General features: G+C 65.8%; 11 protein-coding genes and 1 tRNA gene. 6 read left to right on the forward strand and 6 right to left on the reverse strand.

Annotation, left to right across the window (positions count from 1 at the left end):
- The first annotated feature begins 4 nt into the window (after positions 1–4).
- The gene (locus ACFWU2_RS19285) at positions 5–1,024 is read left to right on the forward strand and encodes an ArsA-related P-loop ATPase (protein WP_378609655.1); all 1,020 of its coding nucleotides are present in this window, start codon (positions 5–7) and stop codon (positions 1,022–1,024) included.
- Positions 1,021–2,157 carry an ArsA family ATPase gene (locus ACFWU2_RS19290; protein WP_378609658.1) on the forward strand — a complete coding sequence of 379 codons (1,137 nt, stop codon included), beginning with the start codon at positions 1,021–1,023 and terminating at the stop codon, positions 2,155–2,157. The genes ACFWU2_RS19285 and ACFWU2_RS19290 overlap by 4 nt, the downstream gene beginning before the upstream one ends.
- Positions 2,158–2,177: 20 nt before the next feature.
- Here ACFWU2_RS19290 and ACFWU2_RS19295 read toward each other — a convergent pair whose 3' ends face one another.
- Positions 2,178–2,501, reverse strand: a complete 324-nt coding sequence (locus ACFWU2_RS19295) for a WhiB family transcriptional regulator (protein ID WP_169653028.1) — start codon at positions 2,499–2,501, stop codon at positions 2,178–2,180.
- A 279-nt stretch (positions 2,502–2,780) separates the two neighbouring features.
- On the opposite strand from ACFWU2_RS19295, the gene ACFWU2_RS19300 reads away from it, so the two are divergent.
- Positions 2,781–5,207, forward strand: coding sequence for a penicillin-binding protein (locus tag ACFWU2_RS19300; protein WP_378609989.1), 2,427 nt, complete (start codon positions 2,781–2,783; stop codon positions 5,205–5,207).
- A 70-nt stretch (positions 5,208–5,277) separates the two neighbouring features.
- On the opposite strand, the gene ACFWU2_RS19305 is transcribed toward ACFWU2_RS19300, so the two are convergent.
- Positions 5,278–5,754 (reverse strand): GatB/YqeY domain-containing protein, encoded by a 477-nt coding sequence (locus tag ACFWU2_RS19305; RefSeq protein ID WP_378609663.1) that lies wholly within the window; start codon positions 5,752–5,754, stop codon positions 5,278–5,280.
- Between the two features lie 67 nt (positions 5,755–5,821).
- Here ACFWU2_RS19305 and ACFWU2_RS19310 point away from each other — a divergent pair, with 67 nt between their 5' ends.
- The 3 genes from ACFWU2_RS19310 (at position 5,822) to ACFWU2_RS19320 (ending at position 7,744) form a co-directional block, all read left to right on the forward strand.
- Entirely contained in the window at positions 5,822–6,775 is a 954-nt protein-coding gene (locus ACFWU2_RS19310) for a metallophosphoesterase (RefSeq protein ID WP_378609667.1), read from the forward strand.
- Between the two features lie 54 nt (positions 6,776–6,829).
- Positions 6,830–6,903: transfer RNA gene (locus ACFWU2_RS19315), tRNA-Pro, on the forward strand.
- Between the two features lie 190 nt (positions 6,904–7,093).
- Complete coding sequence (locus ACFWU2_RS19320; RefSeq protein ID WP_378609670.1) at positions 7,094–7,744, forward strand: YdcF family protein; 651 nt, start codon at positions 7,094–7,096, stop codon at positions 7,742–7,744.
- A gap of 36 nt (positions 7,745–7,780) precedes the next feature.
- On the opposite strand, the gene ACFWU2_RS19325 is transcribed toward ACFWU2_RS19320, so the two are convergent.
- The 4 genes from ACFWU2_RS19325 to ACFWU2_RS19340 form a co-directional block, all read right to left on the reverse strand.
- Complete coding sequence (locus ACFWU2_RS19325; RefSeq protein ID WP_378609990.1) at positions 7,781–9,454, reverse strand: cholesterol oxidase substrate-binding domain-containing protein; 1,674 nt, start codon at positions 9,452–9,454, stop codon at positions 7,781–7,783.
- A 246-nt stretch (positions 9,455–9,700) separates the two neighbouring features.
- A complete protein-coding gene (locus tag ACFWU2_RS19330; protein WP_378609673.1) occupies positions 9,701–10,510 on the reverse strand; it encodes a metal-dependent hydrolase in 810 nt (269 codons plus the stop codon).
- 142 nt (positions 10,511–10,652) lie between these two features.
- A complete protein-coding gene (locus ACFWU2_RS19335; RefSeq protein ID WP_378609676.1) occupies positions 10,653–12,110 on the reverse strand; it encodes a catalase in 1,458 nt (485 codons plus the stop codon).
- Positions 12,111–12,227: 117 nt separating this feature from the next.
- Entirely contained in the window at positions 12,228–12,647 is a 420-nt protein-coding gene (locus ACFWU2_RS19340) for a Fur family transcriptional regulator (protein WP_378609991.1), read from the reverse strand.
- Positions 12,648–12,663 lie beyond the last annotated feature (16 nt).

Raw genomic sequence — 12,663 nt, forward strand, 5'->3', positions numbered from 1 at the left:
GCTCGTGGTCGTGGCAACACCGACATCTCATTCCGGCGAGTGGCCGGCCGGCGCCGCACAGGCGCGACTGCACTTCGTGTCCGGCAAGGGAGGTACCGGCAAATCGACGGTCGCGGGAGCGCTTGCGCTCGCGCTCGCCGCGGGCGGCCGCAAGGTCCTGCTGGTCGAGACGGAAGGCCGGCAGGGAATCGCGCAGCTGTTCGACGTTCCGCCGTTACCGCCGGTGGAGACGAAGATCGCCTCCGCCGAGGGCGGCGGAGTCGTGTCCGCGCTTGCCATCGACATCGAGGCGGCGTTCCTCGAATACCTCGACATGTTCTACAACCTGGGGTTCGCGGGCCGTGCGATGAGGCGGATCGGTGCCGTCGAGTTCGCGACAACCCTCGCGCCGGGCCTGCGTGACGTGATTCTCACCGGCAAGATCAAGGAAACCGTGGTGCGCACCGACGCGTCGGGACGCCGCGTGTACGACGCGGTGGTGGTCGACGCGCCGCCCACGGGACGAATCAGCAGTTTCCTGGATGTCACCAAGGCGATGGCCGACCTCGCGAAGTCCGGTCCGATCCGGTCCCAGAGCGAAGGCGTGGTGCGACTGCTGCATTCCGACGAGACGGTCGTGCACTTGGTCACTCTGCTCGAGGCGCTGCCCGTTCAGGAAACCGCGGATGCGGTCGAGGAATTGCAGGCAGCAGATCTGCGCCTGGGCACCGTGTTCGTCAACCGCACCGCGCCCGAACATCTCCCCGAAGATCTCGTTGATGAATTTGCCGGCGGGCGGGTACCCGGAGAAGCGATCCGCGCCGCGTTCGGCCGGGTCGGGGTGAAGCTCTCCGACGAAGATTTCGCCGGCCTGCTCACCGAAGCCATCGAGCACGCTGCAACCTTGCAGGCACAGCAGGTCAGCGCCGCTCAACTCGACGACGTGAAGGTGGCGCGCATGTCCTTGCCCTCCATGGCCGACGGCATCGACCTCGGCGGCTTGTACGAGCTTGCCCAGGCACTGACCGACCAGGGCGTCCGATGACCGGGAAGGCCCGCGTCGCCACTCCCCTCGATGTCGGCGGAATCCTGACCGATCCGTCGTCGCGGGTGATCGTGTGTTGCGGATCCGGAGGCGTCGGGAAAACCACCACCGCTGCCGCGCTGGCGTTGCGCGCGGCCGAGAAGGGGCGCAGCGTGGTGGTCCTGACGATCGACCCGGCGCGCCGGCTCGCGCAGGCCCTCGGGGTGCAGAGTCTCGACAATTCGCCGCAGAAGGTGGAGCTCCCTGCCGGATCCACCGGCGAATTGCACGCGATGATGCTCAACATGCGTCGCACGTTCGACGACATGGTCCTCGAGCATTCGACGCCCGACAAAGCTCAGCAGATTCTGGACAATCCCTTCTATCAGACCGTCGCGTCGTCGTTCTCCGGCACGCAGGAGTACATGGCGATGGAGAAACTCGGACAGCTCGCGCAGAGCGACGAGTGGGATCTGATCATCGTCGACACACCGCCGTCCCGGAACGCGCTCGACTTCCTCGACGCTCCGCAACGGCTCGGCGCGTTCCTCGACGGCCGGATGATCCGGATCTTCACGGCGCCCGGCCGGGGTATCGGTCGTCTCGTCACCGGAGCGATGGGCATCGCTCTCAAGGCCGTGTCGACGATCGTGGGCAGCCAGATGCTGTCGGATGCGTCCGCGTTCGTGCAGTCGCTCGATTCCATGTTCGGAGGGTTCCGCGAGCGCGCCAACCGGACGTATCAGCTGCTCCAGCAGCCCGGCACCCACTTCATGGTGGTGGCGTCTGCAGAACCGGACGCGCTCAGGGAGGCCTCCTACTTCGTCGAGCGGCTCGGCGAGGACCGGATGCCGCTCGCGGGCCTGGTGCTCAACCGAACGCATCCGACCCTGTCGAAGATGCCCGCGGACCATGCGCTGACCGCGGCCGATGCGCTTGCCGAGCGGGGCGGTGACGACGCGGAGGCTGCCGAAGCCGTTCTGCGTATCCACGCGCACCGCGCGGTCACGGCCAAGCGGGAACTACGTCTGCTGCGGAGTTTCACCGCCGCGAACCCTCGCGTGCCCGTGGTGGGCGTGCCCTCGTTGCCGTTCGAGGTGTCGGACCTCGAGGCGCTGAGGGCCGTGGCCGACCAGCTCACCCGCGAGGCCTGAACCTCTGCGGGTGGGTGGTGTCAGACCGCGTTCTGGTGGTGGCGCTGCGCTGCGAAGAAGTCCGCCCAGGATTCGACCTCGGGGTGCTGCTTGAGAAGGGCTCGGCGCTGGCGCTCGGTCATGCCTCCCCAGACACCGAACTCCACTCGATTGTCGAGTGCGTCAGCGCCGCACTGGAGCATCACGGGGCAATGTCGGCAGATGACTGCGGCTTTGCGCTGTGCAGCGCCTCGCACGAACAGTTCATCGGGATCGACCTCGCGGCACCGTGCCCGGGAAACCCAGGCAATGCGTGCTTCCGCTTGGTCGACGTCGAGCCGGGCCGTCGGGGTGGTCATGTGCATTCAGTTGCCCCTCTACTCTCCGAACACCGCTACGCGGTGTCCGATTGCGTAGGCGTCGCGCCGTGGCGCTTCCCCTATAACGCAATCTCCCCTGTCAAGGTGTTACCTGCATCACACTGATGTCTCAATCTAGGTAACCTGATGCCCGGGCGCAAGGCGAGGAAAACCTTTTCTGGTACGAACGTGCAAAGCTGCACGTCGCACGGCATGCCGCCGCCCTCAATACGACCGCAGAGCATGGCTGCACGTACTGTGTACTTCGTGTCGATCCGAAGCACAGTGGCGAAGCTCGTTGGTTGTACCGCCCTCGGCGGCGTTCTCGTGGCAGGGATGCTGTTCCCGGCCGCAGGAGGTTTCGGGTACGTCTCCAACCGCGCCGCCGACACCGTGGACAACAGTTCTGCCGAGCTCGTGGAGGGTGTCGTCCCCGCGGTGACGACGATGGTGGACAACGCGGGCAACCCCATCGCCTGGCTGTACGAGCAGCGCAGGTTCGAGGTGCCCAGCGACCAGATCTCCAACGAGATGAAACTCGCGATCGTCTCGATCGAGGACAAGCGCTTCCCGGAGCACCGGGGTGTCGACTGGCAGGGCACGATGCGCGCGTTCCTCACCAACACCACGAGCGGTCAGGTCGAGCAGGGCGCGTCGACGATCGACCAGCAGTACGTGAAGAACTACATGCTGCACGTCGTCGCCAAGACCGACGCCGAGCGGCGTGCCGCCATCGAAACCACTCCGGCTCGCAAGATCCGTGAGATCCGGATGGCGCTCACTCTCGACGAGAAGCTGACCAAGGACGAGATCCTCACCCGGTATCTCAACCTGGTGCCGTTCGGCAACGGTTCCTTCGGAATCCAGGACGCTGCGCAGACGTACTTCGGCATCGACGCCAAGGACCTGAACATCCCGCAGTCCGCGATGCTCGCCGGCATGGTGCAGTCCAGTTCCGCACTGAACCCGTACACCAACTCCGAGGGCGTCCTCGAGCGTCGCAACATCGTTCTCGACACCATGATCGAGAACATCCCCGAGCGTGCCGCGGAGATCCGCGAAGCCAAGCAACTCCCCCTCGGTGTCCTCCCCGAACCCAACACGTTGCCTCGCGGTTGCATCTCCGCAGGTGATCGTGGCTTCTTCTGTGAATACGCGCTGCAGTACCTCGAGAACGCCGGGATCTCGCGCGAGCAGATCGACAAGGGCGGTTACGTCATCCGCACCACGCTCGACCCCGAGGTCCAGTCGTCGGTGAAAGCGTCGCTCGACAAGTTCACCAGCCCCACTGTCGACGACGTCGCCTCCGTGATGAATGTGATCGAACCCGGCCAGGACACGCACAAGGTCCTCGCGATGGGCTCGAGCCGCACGTACGGCCTCAACGGCGACAACAAGGAAACCGTCCAGCCGCAGCCGTACTCGCTCACCGGTCACGGTGCCGGGTCGATTTTCAAGGTCTTCACCGTCGCCGCAGCGATGGAGCGCGGCCTCGGCACGTCGGCCGTACTCGACGTTCCCAACCGGTACAACGCTCGCGGGCTGGGCGACGGTGGTGCGCGCGGTTGCCCGCCGAACTACTACTGCGTCGAGAACGCCGCCCCCTACCCTGCGAGCCTGTCGGTGAGCGACGCACTCGCCCAGTCACCGAACACCGCGTTCGTGAAGCTGATCGAGGCCACCGGCGTCGAGTCCGTCGTCGACATCTCCGTGCGACTGGGCCTGCGCTCGTACCTGCAGCCCCGCACGTCCGGATTCGGCGACCAGTCGATGTCGGATATGCAGAAGAGTCAGCACCTCGGCTCGTACACACTCGGCCCGACCTGGGTCAATCCGCTCGAACTGTCGAACGTCGCGGCCACTCTCGCGTCGCACGGCAAGTGGTGCCCCCCGTCGCCCATCGAGGGCGTGTTCGACCGCGAGGGCAAGCCCGTTCCGATCACCCAGGAGGCCTGCGAGCAGGTCGTCGAGCCCGGTCTGGCCGATACGCTGGCCAACGCGCTGAGCAAGGACACCTCGGGCGGTGGCACCGCGGCGGGTGCCGCCGGTTCCGTGGGCTGGAACCTGCCCGTCTCCGCCAAGACCGGTACCACCGAGTCCCACATGTCGTCCGCCTTCCTCGGCTTCACCAACCGGTACGCGGGCGTCGTCTACACCTACGGCGACTCCCCCACGCCCGGCCAGATCTGCTCCGGTCCCGTCCGGCCCTGCTACGACGGCAACCTCTTCGGCGGCACCGAGCCTGCGCGAACCTGGTTCTCCGCGATGCTGCCGGTGGCAACACGATTCGGCTCGATCGAACTTCCTCCGGAAGACCCGCGTTACGTACGCGGTGCCGGAAACGCCCAGGTGCCCGACGTGGCGGGGCTCCCTCGTGAGCGCGCCATGCAGCAGCTTCAGGACGCCGGATTCTCGGTGACCGAGGCGACGGTGAAAGCCGAGCAGCGCTCCGGCACCGTGACGAGCAGTTCCCCGTCGGGTTCGGCAGTCCCGGGCAGCACGGTGACGATCTTCGTCAGTGACGGTTCGGTGCGCGCCGCGCCGTCGGCCAGTGCCACCCCTGCCCGGCCCGACGGCCGGGAGGTGCCCGACACCACCAGCCGTTCCACTCCGGCGCCGATTCCGGGCCGGGAACCGGAGCAATCCGAATCGTCACCGCCGCCGGATGAGGATTCGTCGGCGACCACCACTCCGAGCAGACCCGACAACTGACCGGTCCCGATAGATCAGGGCGCGACCTCCACGAGGTCGCGCCCTGATTTCTTCGGTGGAGTCGGCGAAACTACAGCCGCGAACGGACCGCCGCCGAGAGCCGCTTGCCGTCTGCCTTCCCCGCGGCGATCGCCGTCGCAACCTTCATGACCAGTCCCATGTTCTTGGGCCCGGGACGCTCACCGATCTCCTCCGCGACCTGTCCGATCGCGGTGTCGACGACGTCGACGAGTTCCGCGTCGGTCAACGGCGTCGGAAGGTATTCGTCGATGATCCGGCCCTCGGCATGCTCTTTGGCGGCGAGCTCACCGCGGCCGTTCTCCGTGTACACCTCGGCTGCTTCGCCGCGCTTCTTCGATTCGCGCGCCAGAACCTTGAGGATGTCCTCGTCGGAGAGTTCGCGAGCTTCCTTACCCGCCACCTCTTCGGTCTGGATTGCGGACAGCATCATGCGGATCGTCGCTGTGCGCAGCTTGTCCTTGTCCTTCATTGCTGCGGTGAGGTCCGCGCGCAGTGTGGATTTGAGCGAGGGAGTGGTGTCGGTCATGGAGGAAACGCTACGCCCGAGACCACGAACACGGTGCGCGGACCGATCGCGGCGGTACCCTGGACGAGTGCCTGATGTTTCTGCTCTTCGCCGCGTCGCAGTCGGCGCCGCCGGAGCTTCTGCCCTCGGCCTCGGCTACGCGACTCTGATCGAACGCAACGCCTTCACTTTGCGAGAGGTGACGGTCCCGGTGCTTGCACCGGGCGCATCGACCCTCCGCGTTCTCCAGATCAGCGACCTGCACATGATGCCCAACCAGCGTCTCAAGCAGAACTGGCTGCGCGAACTCGATTCGCTCGAGCCTGACCTGGTGGTCGACACCGGGGACAACCTGTCCCACCCGCGGTCGGTACCGGCCGTCGTCCAGGCGCTCGGTGGCCTGCTCGCACGTCCCGGCCTGTTCGTGTTCGGGAGCAACGACTACTTCGGGCCGGTTCCGAAGAACCCGTTCGCGTATTTCGACAAAGACCACGACCGCGTCTACGGGGCGCCGCTGCCGTGGGGCGATCTGCGTGCCGCGTTCACCGAACGTGGCTGGCACGACATGACGCATGTGCGTCGTGACATCGAGGTGGGCGGCGTCCGTATCGCTGTCGCAGGTGTCGACGACCCGCACCTCGAGCGCGACCGGTACGAGACCATCGCCGGCCCGGCAGATCCGTCCGCCGACCTTCGTCTCGGTTTGACGCACTCCCCCGAACCGCGCGTGCTGGATCGCTTCGCGGCCGACAACTACGACCTGGTGCTTGCCGGACACACGCACGGTGGTCAGCTGTGCCTGCCGTTCGTCGGCGCGCTGGTGACCAACTGCGGCATCGACCGGTCGCGGGTGAAGGGCCCGTCCCGGTGGGGCTCGCACATGCAGCTTCACGTGTCCGCCGGACTCGGCACGTCGCCGTTCGTCCCCGCACGGTTCTTCTGCCGTCCGGAGGCCACGCTGCTGACGCTCGTCCCGGCTCCGCGCGAGACCCGGCATCGGGATCTCGACACTGCGGCCGAAAGCGCCCGACTTCACCGCTGACCAGCGGATTTAAACTTCGATCGAGTCGTGATGTAAGCTAACCGAGGTTCATCACGGGGTGTGGCGCAGCTTGGTAGCGCGCTTCGTTCGGGACGAAGAGGTCGTGGGTTCGAATCCCGCCACCCCGACTCGTAGAAGGACTCATCAGGGCACCTTCTCCTCACGGAGAAGGTGCCCTGAGTGCATTCCGACCCCTTCAGCGACATACCCACAGTTTGTTTTGGGGGTCTTTCAAAACTTCTGTCCTGTAATCTCGGAGTCGGATTGCAGGTGCGAGGCGCCGCTCGTCGGGACGGGGCAGGAACGGAGTCGCCGAGTATGGCGCGGATACGGTTCCCGGTTCGGGGAAGAGCGGGCAGCACCCGGCAGGACACCGGCGCCGCGCCGGTTCCCCCGCCCTCCGGGACGCCGACACGCAGAACCCGTCGACGGCGACTCGCGCTGATTGCATGCGCGCTCGCCGTGTTCGTCGTCGCAGGAGTGCCCGTCTACGTCGCGCCTCAGGTCGAGATCATGGATCTGCATCCGCAGCGCCGCGCGGACGCGATTTTCGTGCTCGGCGGCGGGGCGTACGAACGCTATCCCTACGCCCTCGAACTCGCGCTCCTGGACTTCTCACCCCGCGTCGTGCTGTCGAACCCGCGTGGCGACAAGGATGTGTGGATGACGGACCTGTGCGACACCCAGCGCTACGACTTCCCGATCACGTGTTTCGAGCCCGACCCGTCGACCACCCGCGGCGAGGCGCAGGAACTCCGCCGGCTCGCAGATCTCCACGGCTGGAAGAGCGTCATCGTGGTCACTTCGATACCGCACATCTCGCGAGCCCGATTCATACTCGACCGTTGCTTCGACGGCGAACTCATCATGGCCGCCAGTCCCGAGAACATCTCTCTCTCGTACTGGGCGTGGACCTACAGCTACCAGACCGCCGGCTACGCCCGCGCCTTCTCGCACACGGGATGCTGAGCGGACGGCACAGAGAGCCGAGGAGGACCGTGAGGGTCAGGGCAGCAGACGGTCGAGGAAGTCGTTGCTGAACACGCGATGAGGGTCGTGGCGGTCGAACGCCTCCAGCGCGGCGTCCCAGCCCTCACCGGACGACAGTCCGTCGCGATACATGGCCGGGATGGTGTCGCCGAGGAAGCCGGGGTCGCGATATCCGTCCACGTCGTCGAATGCCCATCCCTTCGACCATTCGGATCGGAAGGTCGCGTAGTCGCCCGAATAACGGTCGACCATCCACTGCTCCATCTCCCGGAAGAACGCCGAAAGTCCGGCGGTGCCGGGAATGGACACAACGTTCATCCAGATCGCGGTGTCCCAGTCCGGACGGTCGGGACGAGGACGTACCGGCGACAGGTTCGGTGCCCCGGCAGAATCGGCGAGCACCTCCGACTGGTCGTCGATGCGGCACAACCGGACCTCGAAGGGCATGTTGACCGGATACTGCCCGAGCGACGCGTAGTACGTCATCCGCTCGTGCAGCCAGGTCGTGAATTCGTGGATCACCTGCGCGATGTTGTCCCGCCGTGTCACCACCACCCCACCGCCCGCGATGACCCGCAGGGTGGTGGCGCGGAGGTAGAACATCAGATCCTTCGACCATCCCCACAGATCGTCGGTGTCGGTTGCCGCGAGTCCTGCCGCGACCGCTCCGAACTGCGAGGCCCCGAACGCCGGGGTCACGGCCTGCGTGCCGCGTGCAACCTGGGCGAGCGTGTCGGTGACCTGCTCGGGAATGCTGTCGGAGAACACGTAGTTGTACGGCCCGTACACTTCGCGGGCGCCGGCGGGTTTCTCCGGACTGACCGACCAGGTCTTGAGCCACGGCGTCTCGGTGAAGGGAAACCAGATCGCTTCGACGCGTCCGTGTTGTTCGACGTAGCTCTCGAATGTGCGCCCCGGCGCACCCGGAGGGGCGAACAGTTCGCGCCACGGTATATCGGTGGAACTCTGGCACCGCACCCGGTAATTCGCACCGGCTTGCAGCGTCACCGACGTGACGAAGCTTCGTCCGACGTGTGCGAGCAGCGGGGTGATCTCGGGTTCGGAGCGCCGGAACTCGCGCAGTTCGTAGGCTCCCGCCGAGTCGTTCCATACGACGGCGGTCAGGGCGAGCACGAGATTCGACAGCGATCCGAACGATTGGCCCGGCACGACCGTCTCACCGGCGGCGGGGTAGGTGGAACCGTGCGCTCCGATCGACAGGGCACCGGCGATCGAGATGTCCCCGATGGCCGGAGAGTTCGCCCAGCCGAGCCCCTCTTGCTGGAGGGCGCTGAGTATGGCTTCGATGCTCGCGCCGGCGCCGGCGGTGACCGTCGCAGGGCGGCCGGTGGGATCCACCGATACGGAATTCAGTTGCGACATGGTGTCCACCAGGACGACCTTCTCGACGTTCTGGCCGGCTTCGAGGGTGAGGGGGCTCCAGCTGTGCATGGAGCCGCGCGGCCGGATCCGGAAGCCGTGGACCCGTGCCCAGTCGGCCAGCCGCACGATGTCGTGGGCATCACGGGCCGTCGCGGTCCACACTGCGTCGAATTCGATCGTCTTCGCCCAGTTGACGAATCGTTGCTGCGCGAGCGGAATGTCCGCCGGGAAGTTCGGGGGCGCCGCGATCGTTGCGGCCGGATCGCCGAGCGGCACGGCACCCGCGTGGCTCCACCCTGTTCCCATCAGGAGCGCTGCTCCGGCAGCACCACCGAGAAGGCCACGACGACTGAGGATGGGGCCTGAGGCGCGAGTGCTCACGGTGGCGAGCTCCGTTCTGTCGGGACGAGCCGGTACCGGCCTAAAAATAGAACAAGTTCTCTTTTTAGGCCATAGCCCGGCCGGCCGACAGTCCCCACGACGACCCGACTTCGGACCGAGAGTCCGGACCCGCCCGGATACGAGGCGGCGCTACCTCGTCGGAACGCGAGGCTAGAACGCGAGGCCGGAAGCCTCGAGGGTTTCCATGATGTACTCGGGAGCACCGTCGATGGACCACACGGCAAAAGCCACGGTCGCGAGTGTCAGTGCGGGCCCGAGGATCGCAACTTCGAACGGTCCTCCCGCCCTGATCGCAATCATCTTCGGGAGCTTGATCTCCCACCAGCGGGAACCGCCCCACGGAACGAACGGAGCGAGGAAGGGAATCCCCTCCTTCGTGATGGCGTCGCCGACACAGTGCGTCACGCACCCCAGCGCCACCGCGACACCGAGCCCGGTCGACCCCACCTCCCCCGGGAACCACCGCCACGTGAGGATCGACAGCACCGCTGCGACGACCGTGACGGTGAACCACCCGTTCTTCTTCGCCCAGTTACCGAACAATCCCCGCAGTGCCAGGCCCAGGGTCACGAACAGGACCGCGATGACTGCCGCCCGGTCGAATCGCGCGACGAGCAGGGACACCGCTGTACCGAGCAGAGCGGCGAACAGCGCAGTGTGGGTCATCGTGCGGTGGCCCCCACGACGTTTTCTGTCGCGCCGGCCCCTGGTGATCGAGTAGTACCCCACCGACACCTTGTCGATCCCTCGCGCCGCGACCTGACTGATCGGGCCGAACGAACGCGACACGGTGGATTGCGCCGTGTCGAGGTCGGGTAACAGTGCTGCGCCGGAACAGACGGCCGCGAACGCAAAGGCCTCGGCCGTCGAGGTCGGCCCGCCCCATTCGCGGGGAAGCACATCGGCGACGATGAGGCCGACGAGCGCCCCTGACACTGCATGGGTTGGGCCCATCACCATCTCGGACAACACCTTTCGACGCACGGAATCGAGTTCGGCCCCGGTGGACGAGCCACCGGGGCCGAACTATCAACCTAGCAATCACACCCGACCCACCCGTCACACGGATGTTCGAATGCGCCGAAAGGCAGACGGGGAGCGCTTATGCTCCCGCGCGCACGCCTTCCTCGACCTTCTTGCCGAGTTCTGCGTCGACGTTGCGCCAGTATTCGAAGATGCGCTCGTAGAGTGCCTCCGCGGTCCCGCCCAGCACGTGGCCGATGATGTTGTTCGCAAGCCGGTCGCGCGCCGCGTCGTCGAGAACCTCGCGGACGAGGATGCCGGCCTGAACGAAGTCACCGTCTTCCGGGTGTTCGATGTATCCGGCGCGCACCGCTTCGGTACCGAACGTCCACAGTCCGTCGTCGCCGGCACGCTCGGGATCGGCGTGCGGCCCACCGAAACTGTTCGGCGCGTACACCGGCGTGTCCGGGTCGTTGAACCGGTACGTCATGGTGCCGTCCTGGGAGTAGGAGTCGACGGTGTTCTTCGGTGCGTTCACCGGAAGCTGGGCGTGGTTGGCGCCGATCCGGTAGCGGTGCGCATCGGCATAGGAGAACACGCGGCCGAGCAGCATCTTGTCGGGCGACAACCCGATTCCGGGGACGACGTTCGACGGCGCGAACGCCGCCTGCTCGATCTCGGCAAAGAAGTTGCGCGGGTTGCGGTTCAAGGTCCAGGTGCCGACCTTGACGAGCGGGTAGTCCTTCTGCGACCAGACCTTGGTGACATCGAACGGGTTGAAACGGTAGGTCTCCGCCTCGGCGACCGGCATGATCTGCACGTGCAACGTCCAGCTGGGGAACTCGCCCCGCTCGATCGCGGTGTAGAGGTCGGCCCGGTGGAAGTCCGGATCGGTGCCGGCAAGTGTGTCGGCTTCCGCCTGGGTCAGGAACTCGATGCCCTGGTCGGTCTTGAAGTGGTACTTCACCCAAAAGCGCTCACCGGCGGCGTTGATCCACTGGTACGTGTGCGAACCGAAACCGTCCATGTTCCGCCACGAGCGCGGGATGCCACGGTCGCCCATGAGCCAGGTCACCTGATGTGCCGACTCCGGCCGCAGGGTCCAGAAGTCCCACTGCATCGTGTGGTCGCGAAGGCCCGAGCCCCGCAACCGCTTCTGGGAGTGGATGAAGTCCGGGAACTTGATCGGATCCTTGATGAAGAAGACCGGGGTGTTGTTGCCGACGATGTCGTAGTTGCCGTCTTCGGTGTAGAACTTCACGGCGAAACCGCGGGGGTCACGCCAGGTGTCGGGACTGCCCTGCTCACCCGCAACCGTTGAAAAGCGCACCAGAGACCCGGTTTTCGCGCCCGGCTGAAAGAGTGCGGCCTTGGTGTACGCGGAAACGTCTTCCGTGACCACCAGTTCGCCGAATGCTCCGCCACCCTTGGCGTGCACGACACGCTCCGGCACGCGCTCACGGTTGAAGTGTGCGAGCTTTTCGATCAGGTAGTGATCGTGCAGGAGAATCGGCCCTTGGGTTCCCGCAGTGAGCGATTCGTTGTCGCTCGCGACGGGAATACCGACGTCGTTGGTGGTGAACCGGGTGTTCGACATATCAGTGACCTCCGAATTCGCATGCCCGTATTTCGGGTATGCGTGATCGGCACGGGTCGCGAGAAGCGAGTCCGTGCGGATGAAGCGATGAAATGATGAGTGGGACTCAGGGAACGGCTAGCGGCAGTTCGCGCACAGCCCCCAGAAGGTGACCTCTGCTTCGTCGACGACGAAACCGTGGTCGTCGGATGGGGTCAGGCACGGCGCTTCGCCGACGACGCAGTCGATGTCGACCACCGAACCGCAATTCCTGCAGACGAGGTGATGGTGGTTGTCGCCGATACGTGTCTCGTAGCGGGCCGCTGATCCGGCAGGTTCGATTCGCCGGAGCAGTCCGGCACCCACGCACGCCTTGAGAACGTCGTATACAGCCTGGGTGGACACGGATCCGAGAGTCTCGCGCACTCGGGCGGCGATGTGGTCGGCATCCGAATGAGGATGCTCGGCAACCGTTCCCAGCACGGCAACTCGCGGAGCCGTCACCCGCAATCCCGCGGAACGCAGTTGTTCCGTGGGGTCGATGTGGTGCCCGTCCATTCGTTGCATGGGACCC

This window comes from Rhodococcus sp. NPDC058639 (assembly GCF_042717545.1).
GTDB lineage: Bacteria > Actinomycetota > Actinomycetes > Mycobacteriales > Mycobacteriaceae > Rhodococcus.